The sequence below is a fragment of the Limnohabitans sp. 2KL-17 genome (assembly GCF_003063415.1).
Taxonomy (GTDB): Bacteria; Pseudomonadota; Gammaproteobacteria; order Burkholderiales; family Burkholderiaceae_C; genus Limnohabitans_A.
This window is the reverse complement of the sequence record NZ_NESK01000044.1, coordinates 1-15,747: the sequence shown is the minus strand read 5'-3', so window position 1 is coordinate 15,747 and position 15,747 is coordinate 1. Positions and strand designations below refer to the sequence as shown.

18 protein-coding genes and 1 pseudogene are annotated in these 15,747 nt (G+C 58.3%); 6 read left to right on the top strand and 13 right to left on the bottom strand.

The features are described 5' to 3' along the window. From B9Z45_RS15950 to B9Z45_RS15910, 9 genes are all read right to left on the bottom strand, one after another. Nucleotides 1-133 (bottom strand): GTP-binding protein (locus B9Z45_RS15950; RefSeq protein WP_233252117.1); only part of this gene is annotated, 133 nt, incomplete at its 3' end. Between the two features lie 189 nt (nt 134-322). Continuing rightward, on the bottom strand, nt 323-2,425 hold the full coding sequence (gene fusA / locus B9Z45_RS15945) for an elongation factor G (protein WP_108408194.1): 2,103 nt from the start codon (nt 2,423-2,425) through the stop codon (nt 323-325). 99 nt (nt 2,426-2,524) lie between these two features. Then, complete coding sequence (gene rpsG / locus B9Z45_RS15940) at nt 2,525-2,995, bottom strand: 30S ribosomal protein S7 (protein WP_108408193.1); 471 nt, start codon at nt 2,993-2,995, stop codon at nt 2,525-2,527. A gap of 165 nt (nt 2,996-3,160) precedes the next feature. After that, the gene (gene rpsL, locus B9Z45_RS15935) at nt 3,161-3,538 is read right to left on the bottom strand and encodes a 30S ribosomal protein S12 (RefSeq protein WP_066708835.1); all 378 of its coding nucleotides are present in this window, start codon (nt 3,536-3,538) and stop codon (nt 3,161-3,163) included. A 138-nt stretch (nt 3,539-3,676) separates the two neighbouring features. Then, nucleotides 3,677-4,834 carry a D-alanyl-D-alanine carboxypeptidase family protein gene (locus B9Z45_RS15930; protein ID WP_108408192.1) on the bottom strand — a complete coding sequence of 386 codons (1,158 nt, stop codon included), beginning with the start codon at nt 4,832-4,834 and terminating at the stop codon, nt 3,677-3,679. 56 nt (nt 4,835-4,890) lie between these two features. Continuing rightward, on the bottom strand, nt 4,891-5,517 hold the full coding sequence (locus B9Z45_RS15925) for an alpha/beta hydrolase (protein ID WP_108408191.1): 627 nt from the start codon (nt 5,515-5,517) through the stop codon (nt 4,891-4,893). After that, nucleotides 5,517-5,861 (bottom strand): ferredoxin, encoded by a 345-nt coding sequence (locus B9Z45_RS15920; RefSeq protein WP_108408190.1) that lies wholly within the window; start codon nt 5,859-5,861, stop codon nt 5,517-5,519. The genes B9Z45_RS15925 and B9Z45_RS15920 overlap by 1 nt, the downstream gene beginning before the upstream one ends. 25 nt (nt 5,862-5,886) lie before the next feature. Continuing rightward, nucleotides 5,887-7,002 (bottom strand): VanZ family protein, encoded by a 1,116-nt coding sequence (locus tag B9Z45_RS15915; protein WP_108408189.1) that lies wholly within the window; start codon nt 7,000-7,002, stop codon nt 5,887-5,889. Nucleotides 7,003-7,011: 9 nt separating this feature from the next. Continuing rightward, nucleotides 7,012-7,434 carry a CopD family protein gene (locus B9Z45_RS15910; RefSeq protein ID WP_108408195.1) on the bottom strand — a complete coding sequence of 141 codons (423 nt, stop codon included), beginning with the start codon at nt 7,432-7,434 and terminating at the stop codon, nt 7,012-7,014. A 302-nt stretch (nt 7,435-7,736) separates the two neighbouring features. On the opposite strand from B9Z45_RS15910, the gene hemB reads away from it, so the two are divergent. Together hemB and B9Z45_RS15900 are read left to right on the top strand one after the other, a co-directional pair. Next, nucleotides 7,737-8,741 carry a porphobilinogen synthase gene (gene hemB / locus B9Z45_RS15905; protein ID WP_108408188.1) on the top strand — a complete coding sequence of 335 codons (1,005 nt, stop codon included), beginning with the start codon at nt 7,737-7,739 and terminating at the stop codon, nt 8,739-8,741. 7 nt (nt 8,742-8,748) lie between these two features. Further along, complete coding sequence (locus tag B9Z45_RS15900) at nt 8,749-9,882, top strand: magnesium transporter CorA family protein (protein WP_108408187.1); 1,134 nt, start codon at nt 8,749-8,751, stop codon at nt 9,880-9,882. On the opposite strand, the gene B9Z45_RS15895 is transcribed toward B9Z45_RS15900, so the two are convergent. After that, nucleotides 9,883-10,572 (bottom strand): dienelactone hydrolase family protein, encoded by a 690-nt coding sequence (locus tag B9Z45_RS15895; protein WP_108408186.1) that lies wholly within the window; start codon nt 10,570-10,572, stop codon nt 9,883-9,885. Nucleotides 10,573-10,598: 26 nt separating this feature from the next. Continuing rightward, nucleotides 10,599-11,201 carry a 2-hydroxychromene-2-carboxylate isomerase gene (locus B9Z45_RS15890; RefSeq protein ID WP_108408185.1) on the bottom strand — a complete coding sequence of 201 codons (603 nt, stop codon included), beginning with the start codon at nt 11,199-11,201 and terminating at the stop codon, nt 10,599-10,601. An 80-nt stretch (nt 11,202-11,281) separates the two neighbouring features. On the opposite strand from B9Z45_RS15890, the gene B9Z45_RS15885 reads away from it, so the two are divergent. From B9Z45_RS15885 to B9Z45_RS15865, 4 genes are all read left to right on the top strand, one after another. Next, on the top strand, nt 11,282-12,028 hold the full coding sequence (locus B9Z45_RS15885) for an SDR family oxidoreductase (protein ID WP_108408184.1): 747 nt from the start codon (nt 11,282-11,284) through the stop codon (nt 12,026-12,028). Continuing rightward, nucleotides 12,028-12,507 (top strand): MaoC family dehydratase, encoded by a 480-nt coding sequence (locus B9Z45_RS15880; protein WP_108408183.1) that lies wholly within the window; start codon nt 12,028-12,030, stop codon nt 12,505-12,507. Before B9Z45_RS15885 ends, B9Z45_RS15880 begins: the two co-directional genes overlap by 1 nt. 22 nt (nt 12,508-12,529) lie before the next feature. Next, nucleotides 12,530-13,168 (top strand): MarC family protein, encoded by a 639-nt coding sequence (locus tag B9Z45_RS15875; RefSeq protein WP_108408182.1) that lies wholly within the window; start codon nt 12,530-12,532, stop codon nt 13,166-13,168. 590 nt (nt 13,169-13,758) lie between these two features. After that, a complete protein-coding gene (locus tag B9Z45_RS15865) occupies nt 13,759-14,277 on the top strand; it encodes a TlpA disulfide reductase family protein (RefSeq protein ID WP_108408181.1) in 519 nt (172 codons plus the stop codon). Nucleotides 14,278-14,443: 166 nt separating this feature from the next. Here B9Z45_RS15865 and B9Z45_RS17645 read toward each other — a convergent pair. Beyond that, nucleotides 14,444-14,521 (bottom strand): annotated as a pseudogene (locus B9Z45_RS17645) (IS3 family transposase); the annotation flags it as partial. A gap of 108 nt (nt 14,522-14,629) precedes the next feature. Then, nucleotides 14,630-15,499: a TauD/TfdA family dioxygenase gene (locus B9Z45_RS15855; RefSeq protein ID WP_108408180.1), complete on the bottom strand. Its 870-nt coding sequence runs from the start codon at nt 15,497-15,499 to the stop codon at nt 14,630-14,632. Nucleotides 15,500-15,747 lie beyond the last annotated feature (248 nt).

Sequence of the window (15,747 nt, the reverse complement as noted above, 5' to 3'; positions counted from 1 at the left end):
TGGCCGAACCACCGAACTTGGCGGCCAACACGGTGGTGATGGCAGCTGTCAGTGTGGTTTTACCGTGGTCAACGTGACCGATGGTGCCCACGTTGACGTGAGGTTTGGTCCGTTCGAATTTTTCTTTAGCCATTTTTCAATCCTTAAAAAGAGCAATGCCCGTGTGGTGGTTTAATGTTTGCATCAGGTTGCTTGATCACTCAGCACGGGCACAGAGTGGCACTTGATCGCAGACAGATTCTGAATTTTTAGATCTGACTGTTTTTAGTCAGAGGTGCCCGAGCAAGTTCGCTGGGGCGAACTTGCCCCGGCACGCTTTTCATTACTTAGCCCTTGAAGCGACGATGGCTTCAGCCACGTTACGCGGGGCTTCTGCGTAGTGTTTGAATTCCATCGTGTAGGTGGCACGACCTTGCGACATGGAGCGCAGGGTGGTCGAGTAACCGAACATTTCAGACAGTGGAACTTCGGCCTTGATGGCTTTGCCGCCACCAATCATGTCGTCCATGCCCTGCACCATGCCACGGCGTGAGGACAGGTCGCCCATCACGTTACCGGCGTAGTCTTCGGGTGTCTCGACTTCCACAGCCATCATGGGCTCCAGGATGACGGGCTGGGCTTTGCGGCAACCTTCTTTGAAACCAAAGATGGCGGCCATCTTGAAGGCCATTTCGTTCGAGTCCACGTCGTGGTACGAACCGAAGTGCAGTGTGACTTTGACGTCAACCACAGGGTAGCCCGCCAACACGCCTTGGCCCAAAGCTTCGATCACGCCTTTTTCGACCGCAGGGATGTATTCGCGAGGCACCACACCGCCCTTGATGGCGTCGACGAACTCGAAACCTTTGCCTGGCACTTGTGGCTCAACCTTGAGCACCACGTGACCGTATTGGCCTTTACCACCGGATTGACGCACGAACTTGCCTTCGGCTTCTTCGACGGTCTTGCGGATGGTCTCGCGGTAAGCCACTTGAGGCTTGCCCACGTTGGCTTCCACACCGAACTCACGCTTCATGCGGTCAACGATGATTTCCAGGTGCAGTTCGCCCTGACCACCAATGATGGTCTGACCCGACTCTTCGTCGGTTTGCACGCGGAAGGAGGGATCCTCAGCAGCCAGACGCGACAAGGCAATGCCCATCTTTTCCTGGTCAGCTTTTGTCTTTGGCTCAACGGCTTGGCGGATCACGGAGTCAGGGAACACCATGCGCTCCAGGGTGATCACTGCGTTTGGATCGCACAGAGTCTCGCCCGTTGTGACGTCTTTCAAGCCCACACAAGCGGCGATATCGCCCGCGCGAATTTCATCGACTTCTTCACGGTTGTTGGCGTGCATCTGAACGATACGGCCAATGCGCTCTTTCTTGCCGCGCACCGAGTTGAACACGGTGTCGCCTTTTTTCAGCACGCCGGAATACACGCGCACGAAGGTCAATTGGCCCACGAACGGATCGGTCATCAACTTGAAAGCCAGCGCAGAGAATTTTTCCGAGTCGTCTGCTTTGCGGATGATTTCTTTTTCGTCTTCGTCGAAGCCTTTGATGGCTTTCACATCCAAAGGCGAAGGCATCAGTTCAATCACCGCATCCAGCATGCGCTGAACGCCTTTGTTCTTGAAAGCCGTACCGCACAACATGGGCTGGATTTCGCTGTTGATGGTGCGAATGCGCAGGCCTTGCGTGATTTCTTCTTCTGACAAGTCACCTTCTTCAAGGTACTTGTTCATCAGTTCTTCAGAGGCTTCAGCAGCGGCTTCCACCATCTTCTCGCGCCACTCTTTGGCCACCTCGAGCAGGTCGGCTGGAATTTCCTCAAAATTGAACTTCATGCCCTGGGATGCTTCGTCCCAGATGATGGCTTTCATCTTGCGCAGATCAACCACACCAGTGAAGTTTTCTTCTGCGCCGATTGGAATCACGATCGGCACAGGGTTGGCCTTCAGGCGCAATTTCATCTGCTCGACGACTTTGAAGAAGTTGGCACCGGTACGGTCCATCTTGTTCACAAAGGCCAGGCGTGGCACTTTGTATTTGTTGGCCTGACGCCACACGGTCTCAGACTGGGGCTGCACGCCGCCCACAGCACAGTAAACCATGCAGGCGCCGTCAAGAACACGCATGGATCGCTCGACTTCAATCGTGAAGTCCACGTGTCCGGGGGTGTCAATGATGTTGATGCGGTGGTCATCGAAAGAGCCGTCCATGCCCTTCCAGAAGCATGTGGTGGCAGCCGAGGTGATCGTGATGCCACGCTCTTGCTCTTGCTCCATCCAGTCCATGGTGGCAGCGCCGTCGTGCACTTCACCAATCTTGTGGTTCACGCCGGTATAAAAAAGGATACGTTCGGTCGTTGTGGTCTTGCCAGCGTCGATGTGCGCGGAAATTCCAATGTTGCGATAACGCTCGATGGGGGTGATGCGAGCCATAAATTTCTCCGATGATGGTGTACTAAAGCCCGCCACCCTTTGTAGGGCAAGCGGGCTGGCTTCTGACGGTGTCGGGCTTCTTTATGAAACCCTTTTGGATCAGAAGCGGAAGTGCGAGAACGCCTTGTTGGCTTCAGCCATGCGGTGCACTTCATCGCGCTTTTTCATGGCGCCGCCACGGCCTTCGTTGGCTTCGAGCAACTCGTTGGCCAAACGCAGAGCCATGGACTTCTCACCGCGCTTGCGTGCGGCTTCCTTGATCCAGCGCATCGACAGGGCCAAGCGGCGAACTGGGCGCACTTCGACAGGCACCTGGTAGTTCGCACCACCCACGCGGCGGGATTTAACTTCCACCATGGGTTTGACGTTGTTGATAGCGATTGAGAAGAGTTCCACAGGGTCTTTGCCTGTTTTCTTTTCCATGTTTTCGAGGGCACCATAAATGATGCGCTCGGCGACGGCTTTTTTGCCGCCTTCCATGATCACGTTCATGAACTTGGACAACTCGATGTTGCCGAACTTGGGATCCGGCAGAATTTCACGCTTAGGGACTTCGCGACGACGTGGCATATTTCACCTCTTAATTGCTTCAGTTGGTATCTTTTCAGACACCGCGAATGCCATTCAAAGCATTCACTTACTCGACCCACCTGGACAATTCCGGGTTTCGGGTCACTTCGCTGATTCACTGCGCCACGCAGGAAACAGCACCGAAAAATTCAAACCGACAAAAGCTTATTTGGCTTTTGGCTTCTTGGCACCGTACTTGGAGCGCGACTGCTTGCGGTCTTTCACGCCTTGCAAGTCGAGCGAGCCACGAACGATGTGGTAACGCACACCTGGCAAATCCTTGACACGACCACCGCGCACCAGAACCACAGAGTGTTCTTGCAGGTTGTGGCCTTCACCGCCGATGTAAGAGATGACCTCAAACCCGTTGGTCAAGCGCACTTTGGCAACTTTACGCAAAGCGGAGTTGGGTTTTTTAGGCGTTGTGGTGTACACACGGGTGCAGACACCACGACGCTGTGGAGAGTTTTGCATCGCGGGGCTTTTTGACTTGGTCGTTTCGACCTCGCGCCCCTGACGCACCAATTGATTGATGGTTGGCATTGTTTAAAACGTCCCTAAACGTTTGGAAATTGACAAAAGAAACTTCTCCGCCCCAAAAGCGGAAAAGCCCGCTAGTATAACCGCCTTGCGGGCTGGTGACAACTTATCCGGAAATCAATACCGGTTTGCTGCTGATTTTCACTTGATCCACAGGCGCACAGCATCCCAGGCGCGACCCAGAACGCCGGCTTGCTCCACGGATTCGAGGACAACCAGGGGCACGTCAAACAAGGGCTGGTCGCCGCGCATCACTTGCAATGTGCCCACGGCTTGCCCTTTGCTGAAAGGTGCGACCAGGGGGTCTGGGCGGGCCACCTGGGTTTTGATCTGGGCGGCGGTGCCAGCAGGCACGGAAACAATCAAAGGCTGAAATGACCCCAGCTTCAAAACAGGGGTTTTGCCCTTCCACAAGGCAGGACTCAACACCGGTTGCCCGGCTTCAAAGAGTTTGACCGCATCAAAGGCGGTGTAACCCCAATTGAGCAACTTCTGGCTTTCGTTGGCACGTCCGTTTTCACTGTCAGCACCCAGCACGACCGACAAAAGGCGTCGTGACCCGACATTGGCGAAATCTCGCTTGGCGGTGGCCACCAGGCAGTACCCGGCAGTGCTGGTGTGCCCGGTTTTCAGGCCATCCACGGAGGGGTCGCGAAACAGCAAGAGATTGCGGTTGCTGTCGTTGGCGGCGGGCGTTCCCGCGTAACGGTACTTCTTGATCGCGTAGTAAGGGACATGTTCGGGAAAGTCGCGCATCAAACGGGTGGCCAAAATGCTCAGATCGCGCGCCGTGGTGGTGTGGCCCGATTCAGTCAGCCCTTCCGGGTTGCGGTAACTGGTGCTCTTCATGCCCAACACTTTGGCCTGGTCGTTCATCAGCTGCACAAAGCGCTCGACACTGCCGCCCACGCCCTCGGCCAACGCCACGGTCGCGTCATTGCCGGACTGGACAATCATGCCTTTGATCAGGTCTTCTACTGGCACCCTCATTTTGGGGTCAATGAACATGCGCGAACCCGACATCTTCCAGGCCCGCTCGGAGACAGGCAGGGTTTGCGTGAGGTCGATCTTGCGCGACTTCAGGGCATCAAACACCAAATAAGCCGTCATCAACTTGGTCAGTGAGGCGGGTTCCACGGCCATGTCCGGGTCTTTGGCCGCCAGCACCTGGTTGGCCGTGACATCGATCAGCAAATAGGCCTTGGCCGCCACTTCAGTCGGTTGTGGCATTTGTGCCTGGGCACAGAAACAAAACGCGGCCAACCAGGTGCTGGCCAAGCTTTTAAAAAATGGGGGCATGGGTAAAGGTCTTTTCGTCGTGGGGCAGCCCCGAGGAGATGCGCTGGAAATCAGGATCAGGCACGCAGGTGGCGGGCCACCAAAGTTTTGAGAAGAGGCAGTTGTCCGTGAAAGAAATGCTCGACCCCGGGGATCACCGTCACTGGTAAAAATTGGGGACGGGCCCAATCCAGCACGCTGGCCAATGGCACGGTGTCGTCTTGCTCGCCATGCAAAACCAGGGTTTGCTCGTGCAGATCGGGGGCGACCGGTGCAACCCCAAAGCGCGAGGCAGCGGCGCCCACCAGCACCAGTTTGTCAATGGGGCGCTCGGGCGCCAAGGTTTGGGCCACTTGGCTGGTGACAAACGCCCCAAAAGAAAACCCGGCCAGGGCCAAGGGGCCCTGCGGGGCCACCTGACGGATCACGGCCAGCATGTCAGCCGCTTCACCACGACCTTCGTCGTAAGTGCCCGCGCTGGCGCCCACGCCCCGGAAGTTGAAGCGCACGGCCTGCCAGCCGCACTGGACAAACGCCCTGGCCAATGTTTGCACCACCTTGTTTTGCATGGTGCCGCCGAACAAGGGGTGGGGGTGCGCGATGACCGCCGTGCCCTTGAAGACGCCGTTTTCAGGGGTATCGCACAGGGCCTCAATGGCGCCGTCTGTCCCTTGCAAATTCAAGGATTGGGTGGCTGAATTCATCAGCGCCCCAGATGCTCTGGGGTGACCAGTCGCTCAACGACCTGGCCATTCTTCAGGTGCGACTCGACAATCTCGTCGATATCCGCCTGGTCCACATAGGAGTACCAAACGCCCTCGGGGTACACGACCGCCACGGGACCACCGGCACAACGGTCTAGGCACCCCGACTTGTTGACGCGTACCTGGCCAGGCCCTGACAGACCCAAGTCCTTGATGCGTTTTTTGCAATGGTCAAAAGCGGCTTGGGCGCCTTGCTGGGCACAGCAGGCCTCGTTATTTTTGCGCTCGTTCAGGCAAAAAAAGATGTGTCGCTTGAAGTAGGGGCTGGGGGTTTCGGTGGTCATGGCCGAATTTTAGGCGCTGACCTGGTCACAAATCAGCGGCATGGCTGGGCGATGACAAGCGACTCACCAAATACGTGAGCAAGGCGTAAGGCCACAACCACCCCAGCCACTGAATGAGGCCATGAAAACGAATGAATTTGCCCTGCTCCCAGGTTTGCAAGGTCAAGGCAAAGTAGGCGTCTGCCGATGCGTTGTTGAGCAAGCTGAGTTGCCACACCAAGGCCGCCAGCGCCAGCACCCAGCAAACCCGCGCCGTGCAAAAAGACATTGCCGCCATACCCACGGCCGCCAAAACCAGGCCCGCCAAAACCTCGGTGCTGACCCAGTCCCAGGCGTGGGCCGGGCCATAGGTGAGCGCGGCCGACAACGCGCTGGCCGTGAACCCCACCAACACCAACAGCGCCGCCGCAACGATGCGTTGCCCCCACAGGCGCAAGGCCCCGAAAGCCAGCAAGCATGGCAGCAGCAAGCCGATGGCCACGCACAGGATTTCGCTCACGGGCAGCAAGGGCTGTAGCTCCACCTCGCGCAGCGGCAACCATTCCAGCAAGGGGGAGTCTTCCAGCACATGGGACAACGCGGCCTCTACCCGCTCCAGCACCTGCCCAAGACCAAAGGTCACAGGCACCGGAAACAGCAACGCAAAGGGCCAAACAGCCAACAAGGCCAGCGCGCCACTCGCATCGGGCACAAACCAGCGGTCCCGAAATCGGCTCCATCGGTCCAGCAGCCCCACCCGCGTCAAAGCACGCGCACCGACTGCACCTGTGAAAGCCCCAACAACATTGAGCGCAGCGTCCACATTAGAGGGCACACGCACGGGCAAAAACATTTGCATGGACTCCATAGACAAGGACAGCAACGCCGCAGCCAAGGTGGTCAAAGCAATCGCGGGCCAGCGCCGCCGGGTGCGGTGCAGCGCCAAAGCCAGCAAAAAACCAAAAGGCGCATAACCCACCACGTTGGACCAAACATCAAAGCCCGTCCAATAGCGCGGCAAGGGGGCGGTCAGAAAAGCCCAGGGCGCTATGCCCTGGATGCGCCAATTGTCAAAGGGGTACAGGCTCGCGTAGAGGATCAGGAGGGCGTAAATCCACACCAAGGGCCAAGCGGCCGTTTTGCGCAAGTGCGTTGTGCGCATGTCAGTGCCTTAGAACGGCTTGACCACCACCAACATGACGGCAGCCACCATCATCAGCACCGGCGCCTCATTGAACCAGCGAAACCAGACGTGGCTGCGTTGCATCTGACCTTGTTCAAACTTGCGCAACAACACCCCGCAACTGTGGTGGTACCCCAGCAAGGCCAGCACGATCAGCAGTTTGGCGTGCATCCAGCCCTGGCCTTGGCCTATGCCGACATAGAGCCAAAGCCACAGGCCCAACAACAAGGCCGGAATGGCCAGGATGGTCATGAACCGATAAAGCTTGCGCGACATCAGCAGCAAGCGCTCGCGCTCTGCCACCGAACCCGGCGCCACCATTGCCAGATTGACAAAGATGCGCGGCAAATAAAACAGACCGGCAAACCAGCTGGCAATGAAAACAATGTGAAGGGCTTTGATCCAGAGCATGGCGCAAGTGTAGTCAGAGATCGCTGGGCCAGCACCGGCCGGTTGCCAAGGCAAAAAAAACCCCCGGCCATGGGCCGAGGGTGGGAAGCCCTTCCGCGTAAACGCATCAAGGCCCCGCTCAGGGAGGAAAAGCGGGAGGCAGCAAACTGCCTGAGCGTAATTTATCAAATAACAAAACCATTAACAAGCTCAATCTCGTCTTTTATGTTGTTTTTGTTGGTTATCGGCGGCGCGTCACAACCAGACACTTTGCGGACAGCCTTTTTAGGAGCTTTGGCCAGACTTCAGGCACAATTTTCGATATGAACCCCGTTGCCCCCTTCCCCTCAAGCCGCCCACGTCGCCTGCGCCGTGACGAATTCACCCGCAATCTGGTGCGCGAGAACCAGGTCACGGCGCACGACCTGATTTACCCCGTGTTTGTGCTGGACGGCCAAAACCAGCGCCAGCAAGTGGGCTCAATGCCCGGTGTCGAGCGTTTGTCGCTGGACCTGCTGTTGCCCGTGGCAGAGGACTGCGTGAAGCTGGGCATCCCCGTCATGGCGCTGTTTCCGGTGATCGACGCATCGCTCAAGGACCCCACGGGCAAAGAAGCCATGAACCCCGACGGCCTGGTGCCACGGGTGGTTCGCGAGCTTAAAAAACGCTTTCCTGAACTGGGGGTGATGACCGATGTGGCCTTGGACCCCTTCACCAGCCACGGCCAGGACGGCTTGCTCGATGAAACGGGCTACATCCTGAATGACGAAACCACTGATGTGCTTGTGCAACAAGCCTTGACCCAGGCCGAAGCCGGTGTGGACATGGTGGCGCCCAGCGACATGATGGATGGCCGCATCGGCGCCATCCGCCAGGCGCTCGAAGCGGGTGGCTTGATCCATACCCGCATCATGGCTTACAGCGCCAAGTACGCCAGCGCCTTTTACGGCCCCTTTCGCGACGCCGTGGGCTCGGCGGGCAATCTGGGCAAGAGCAACAAAAAGGTCTACCAGATGGACCCGGGCAACAGTGACGAGGCCCTGCGCGAAGTGGCCCTGGACCTGGCCGAGGGCGCCGACATAGTCATGGTCAAACCCGGCATGCCTTATCTGGACATCGTGCGCCGCGTCAAAGACGAGTTCAAGGTGCCCACCTTTGCTTACCAGGTGTCGGGGGAATACGCCATGCTCAAGGCCGCGGCACAAAACGGCTGGCTGGACCACGACCTGGTCATGATGGAAAGCCTGATGGCCTTCAAACGCGCCGGGGCGGATGGCGTGCTGACCTACTTTGCCCGCGACGCCGCACGCTTGATTCGCCAAGGCTGAGCACTGGATGCGGGTCTTCACGGTCACAGGCACCCAGGTTCATGCAGGGTTGGCACTGCCGCAAGTGTTGCCAGAAAACGGTTACGTGTGGATTGCCTGTTCGCGCGAACGGTTTCAGGCAGCGCTGGCGTTGATTCAAAACACCCTGGAACAGCTCACGGGCCAGACTTTGGTGGACCTGCACGTTTCCGACCTGCTGAACGCCCAATTGCCCTCCCGGTTTGACTACAGCTCACACTACGACCTGATGGTGTTCAGGCGACTGGCCCAACGCAGCGACACCGCCCCGGCCCATGCCACCAATGGCTTGGGGCCGCAGGGCAAACGCCCCGGTCCGCCCGTGCTGCGTCGGATTGACACCAGCCCGGTGGGGTTCGCGGTTTTTGACAGGGTTCTCCTGAGCGTCCACCCCGCCGACTGTGCCGTTCGCGAAGCCTACGCCTCCCGGCTGCTGTCCAGCACGCTACCTGAAGCGCAGACCCCCGAATATGCCGACCTGCGGTCTGCGGGTGCGCGCGGCGTGCCCGGCAACCCCGCCGACATGATGCTGCGCATCCTCAGCCAAATGGTAGACAGCTACCTGGATTTGCGCCGGGAACTGAGCCGACAACTTGACCACTGGCAAGCCGAATTGCTCAACCCCAAAACGCGCTTCAACCGATGGGATGCCTTGCTGCAAGCGCGGATGGCGCTGCACCATCTGGAAGCCCTGTGCGATGACCAGCGCACCGCCGTGCAGGCCTGGACCGATTCACTGGACAACTGGGGCATTGGCAAAGACAGCACGGCATTGCGCGAGCATGAGTTGCTCAAAATCCGCAGCCGCGACGTGCTGGAGCACATCGAGCGGGTGGTGCAACACGTGCGCAGACTAGAGCACAACACCGAAACTGCTGTGCAAATGCACTTCAACGTGCAAGGCAACCGCACCAACGACATCATGCGCACCCTGACGGCGCTGACCGCCATCTTCTTGCCCTTGAACCTGATCGCGGCCGTATTCGGCATGAACTTCGAATTCATGCCCTGGCTGCATCAGGCCAGCGGTTTTTGGTGGACGCTGGGTGGCATGGGCCTGGTCGCTACATCGATGGGCCTGGTGTTCTGGCGCAAGCGCTACCTGGCACGCACAGGGGATTGATCAGCCCAGATGCTGCTTGAAAAACGCCAAGCTGCGTTCTCGGGCCAGCTGCGCCGACGCAGCGTGCCAGGAACCGCGCTGGTCACAGTTGAAGCCATGGTGCGCCGCGTAGGTGAACACCTGCACTTCGGGGTGTGCCTTTTGGAAGGCATGCACCGTATCCATCGGAATCCACGTGTCTTCCTCTGCGAAATGCGCCAGCACGGGCACTGCGGGCTGGCGAGCCGCTTCGACTTCGCTGGTCACTCCGCCGCCGTAGTAAGGCACCGCTGCACTCAGGCCCTTCAACGTGCAAGCGGCGCGCCAGGTCAGCAAGCCACCCCAGCAGTAACCCACCACGCCCACCTTGCCGCCTGATGCCTTGGCCGCGTGGTCGATTGCGGCCTGAATGTCTTGCATCACGCCAGGCGCAGGCAAAGCCTCGGCCGCCGTTTTGTAGCCAAAGCCTTCACCCATATCGGCTTCGGCATAACCCAACTCAACCGCCGGCTTGACGCGGTGAAACATGGCAGGCGCCACAGCAAGGTACCCCTCTGCGGCATAGCCATCGGCCACTGCGCGGATGTGGCTGTTCAAGCCAAAAATCTCCTGAATCACCACCACAGCGCCCTTGGGGGTGCCTGCAGGGCGCGCTTCGTAGGCCGGCACCAAGCTGCCATCGGCCGCTTTCAGTTCAATCGTAGTTCCCATTTTTTCTCCGGAAAGTTCAAATGAATTCAGCGGGCCAGCGCGCGCTCGACAAAGTCGAGTCGGTCCTGGCCCCAAAAAACCTCGCCATCGACCACGTAGCTGGGTGCACCAAACACCGCCGCGTCAATCGCCGCCTGGGTGCACGCCTCGTAGCGCTCTTGCACCGCTTGGTTTTGCGATTGGGCCAGCAGACTGGCCGGCAAGTTCTGCTCTAGCAACAACTCGGCCAAAACCTGCTCATCGGCCATGTTGCGTTCTTGCGCCCAGCAGGCGGTCAAAATGGCGCCCGTCATGGCCATCGCTGCCGCACTGCCCAAATCCAGATCGGCCGCAATGATCAGGCGCGCCGCGTCATCGCCTGCCACTGGAAAGTATCTTGGCTTCATCGTCAAAGGCACGTTCAGGTGCTGGCTGAAACGCTGCAGCTCGACCAACCTGTATGCCTGGCGCTGGGGCGCCCGCTGACCCAAGGGCAAACCGCCCGAGATCGGGAACACCTTGCCCCCCAGGTCGATCGGCATCACGCGCACGGTGGCCCCGGTCCGCTGGACGATATCGGCCAGTCTCTGGTGGCCCAGATAAGCCCAGGGGCTTTGCGGGGCGAAGTAATAGTCCACTGTGCGACCCATGGCGACTCCTTGTGTGTTGTGTAATCTTGGCATGAAGCAGCGGCCAACGCCGCGCCCTCTATTTTTGCAGGAGACACGCAATGAACAAGGTCTTGTTGGTGACCGGTGGCAGCCGGGGGATTGGCGCAGCCACCGCCCTTTTGGCGGCCCGAAACGGCTGGTCTGTGGCGGTCAATTACACCGCCAACTCTCTGGCGGCCGACGAAGTGGTGCGCCAGATCCGCGCATCAGGCGGACAGGCCATGTCGGTTCAGGCCGACGTGGCGGACGAGGCGCAGGTGCTGCGCATGTTTGAGCACATCGACGCCAAACTGGGCCGTCTCTCGGGGCTGGTCAACAACGCGGGCGTGGTCGACGTCGCGGCCCGCGTGGATGAAATGAGCGTGGCCCGCTGGAAGCGCATGTTCGACATCAACGTGATCGGCAGCCTGATCTGCGCCCGCGAAGCCGTGCGCCGCATGAGCACCCGGCACGGCGGCGAAGGCGGCAGCATCGTCAACGTCTCGAGTGCCGCCGCCCGCCTGGGAGCGCCCGGCCAATACGTGGACTACGCCGCCGCCAAGGGCGCGATCGATGCCTTCACCATCGGCCTGGCCAAAGAAGTGGCGGCCGAAGGCATCCACGTCAACGCCGTGCGCCCGGGCCTGATCGAAACCGACATCCACGCCTCGGGTGGCCTGCCCAACCGCGTGAAAGACTTGCAACACCTGGTGCCGGCGCAACGCGGTGGCACCCCCGAAGAAGTGGCAGAGGGCATTGTCTGGTTGTTGTCAGACGGTGCCAGTTACACCACCATGAGTTTTCTGGACATCTCGGGAGGCCGCTGATGGCCAACGACCCGACGACCATCAAGTACTACTGGGAAGACATGGCGGTAGGCCAAGTGCGTGACCTCGGCACCATCACGCCCACCCGCGAAGAGACCATCGCCTTTGCAACCCAGTTCGACCCGCAGCCCTTTCACCTGGACGACGAAGCAGCCAAAGCCTCGGTGTTTGGCGCCCTGTCGGCCAGCGGCTGGCACACCTGCGCCATGGCCATGCGCTTGATGGTGACCAACTTCTTACTTGAAACATCCAGTCTGGGATCGCCCGGCCTGGAGAACATCCGCTGGCAAAAACCCGTCTACCCGGGCGACACCCTGCGCCTGCAATCGACCGTTCTGGAAACCAAACCCATGGGCAAGCGACCCGATGTGGGCATGACGCGCAACCTCTGGGAAATGTTCAACCAGAACGGTGTCAAAGTGCTGCACATGGAAGGCTGGGGCATGTTCAGAAGGCGAACATCGGCGGCGCCCCTTTAAGGGAATACGGCACAATGCGCCGATGGAATTCAAACCTCTCATCACCCTGCTGGCCATCGTCAATCCTTTGGCCATCGTGCCGTTTTTCATCCACTACACCCATGGCTTCACGCCAGCACAACGCAAGCGAACCATCTTGGTATCGTCTTTCAGTGCCTTTGTGGTGATTGCGGCCAGCGCCTTGCTGGGCCTGCAAATTCTGGAGTTTTTCGGTATCTCTTTGGCCAGTTTCCAGGTCGGCGGCGGCATGCTTTTGCTCACCTCCGCCTTGTCCATGCTGAACGCCCAACCCGCCGAAGCCCGCGCCAATGCCGAAGAAGTGCACGATGCGCAAACCAAAGCTGCCGTAGGGGCCAGCATCGCTGTGGTGCCGCTGACCATCCCCCTTTTGACGGGCCCGGCCACCATGTCCACCGTGGTGATTTATGCCGAAAAAGCCAAGAACTTCGCCCAACTGGGCACGCTGGTGGGCTACGGGGTGGTCATCGCTTTGGCCACCGCCTTGTGCTTTTCGCTGGCCACACCCATCGCCCGCATTTTGGGCAAAACCGGCATCAACGTCATGACCCGTCTGATGGGTTTGATCCTCGCCGCCCTCGCGGTCGAGGTGATGACGGATGGGCTACACAAGCTGTTTCCGGTGCTGGCGCGCGGGGTTTAAAGGTACGGCAAACCCCGCAACGCCACGGCGCGCAGAGTCAGCCCAAGGCGGTCTGCAAATTGGCGTCGCGCTCGATCACAAATTCGCAGTCCACCAATTTGCGCGAATGTTTCAAGTCACTTTTCGCGATCAACACCCAACCGCCAGCGCCCGAGCTAGTGAAACCAGCTTTTGCTGCCCCCCGACAACAACAAGGCCCGCCGGTCTTCCATGTCCAGCAGCTCAGGCAAGACTTTGTAAACCAGCGCCAAGCGTTCATGAGGGTCAAGTCTTTGAGGGCACACCGCACAGCTTAGACAAGCAAAAGAAGCCCTTATCGGGTGATTTATGGCGGTGCGGTGGAACTGGTGGGCGGCGATGTCTGGAACAAATTAGACGTACCACGTGGCAATCTGTGGCCCCAGACTGCCACGTCGCTGTGCTCCTCGCAGTGACGATTGATCAGTCATTGCGAGGTCTGAAGGGCAGTGGCAATCTCAATGACAATAGGTGAGGGCCGATCCAGATCAGTGAGTTGATTTCAGTGAGGCCTGTTCAGACAGTCGAGTTCACAGAGGCCTGTTCATTGTGGTATTCAAGAGGAAGACGACATGACTTCATTTTTTGGTTTTCGCAGGCGTTGCCTGCAGGCCGCGTGGGCCGCTGCTCTCACGCCTTTGGCCGGTGTTGCCAGTGCGCAACGCCGTGGCACCCCGCCACTGGGGACGGCCCTGGACTTGCCGTCGCTGCCTTGGATCGGCGGGGACGCTCTGCCCGCTTTGCAGCCGCAGCCGGGAGGGGTGCTGGTGCTGTACTGGTGGGCCAGCTGGTGCCCCGTGTGCGTCAAGCAGTCACCCTTGATGCAGGCTTTGCACCAGGCCCAGTCAGGCACCGATTTGCGGGTGTTGGGTGTGTCGGCCGACAAGGACATGGCCGCCGCACAAACCCATTTGGACAAGAACGGCTACAGCTTTCCCAGCGTGTTGTGGGCCTCTGGCCGCGCACCAATGCTGTGGGTGCCCGATGGCGTGCCGACAGTGTGGGTGTATGACCGGGCGCAGCGCTTGGTGCAAGCCCACACGGGCTTGATGCCAGCCGAGGCCATACAAAAGCTCACCCGTTGGCTCTAAGCGACTTGGCTGTCCACACGCCCCGCGCATTGCGCCCGCCACAGATCAACTGGTTTGAACATGCGATGGACCACGCCCCGCTCGCCCCACAAAACCAGGGTGTCGCAGGTGAATCGCCCCGGATTTGAACTGACCACCAAGAGTTGAACGGTTGCAGTTCCGCCAACTAAGCGGTGTTTCTCAGCCGGTACGCCACCGGGCTGAGTCCTTTCAATCTGAGCTTGATGCGCTTATGGTTGCAGTAGCGGACTTAATCATCCAGCCGCTTCATCCGAAACAGGCTCTCAGTGAATGTGTCAGCGCCGCGCACAGTTGTCTGCTCATGGCGAAGCTGAAGGGGGCTTTCTTCTGATTAAGATCTGGCCATGTATTGAATAGCAAATAGTTTCCTCAGCGGATCCAAGAACTCCCTGCGTCCATGCAAAAAGCGAGTGTTGTCCAACATGACCATTTGCCCAGAATTCAATTTGAGCTCCACTGTGTGAAGCTTGGCAGCCCGACCAAACTCGGAAAGCACCTCTGGTGAAATCTCCTCTCCGTCTGCGAAAGTAATCCGCAAACCTGGATAGGTTCTCTCGAAGAGATTGCTTGCAATGGAGTTCAGCCCCGAAAACCTGGACTTGAAGACAGCGGGAGTCTCCCATGCGGCACACAATGTCCGATATCTGTCGGCATGTGCATCAACACCCATTGTCTTAAGATACTTTTGGACGGCAGACATGTCGTTTGTCAGGAAAAACTTCTGCCAGACCCGCTCTGAGATACCGAATTCATATCTAATTTTTTTTGATAGGAACACGTCCAGAACGGATCTTTCCAGCTCCATCAAAATGGCCGCTGAGTCGCAAATAGTAGTCGCCCCTCCCTCAGACGCAGGAGTTTCACAAAAAAATGAAATCACATCTGGCCTAAAAGGTGTGTGTCCAAATTCGGCATGAAGCTCGAGTCCTCCGGTGCCTATGGTCACAGACTGAATTTCATCACTGACTTTATGCGGAATCCTGTCCTCAAATGGATCCCGTAATATCTTCGCCGCGAATTGAGTGTTGAAACGATAAAACTCTTCGATGTCGCATTTGAAACCACTGAAAACCAAGGCACCTGCATTCTCAAAGTTTTGAACGACGTCCTGATATGCAATATCCAGAACCGATCCGGAGTTGTCGCCAACAATTTCGGTCGGGAAGTATTGGCCTGTTTCTTCAATTCTGTAGTTTTTCATCCGAGGCAGTTGTTTCAAACGTTTAGTTGATTGTTTTGCGCGGAAATACCGCTGGCATCATGAGTTTTTCGCTTACCGTAAGACTAATTTGTCGTCCCTGCAAAACGCCTGCAACCCTCATCCCTGATGGCCAGTCCAAATTCCCCCACCCGTGGCCACCCCAAATTCCCCCAGGCAGCGCAGCCAGATTATGACGTTTCCAGATTGACGTCCAAGCGTGCCGCCGCCTCCTTGAGCCTGTAGCTCTT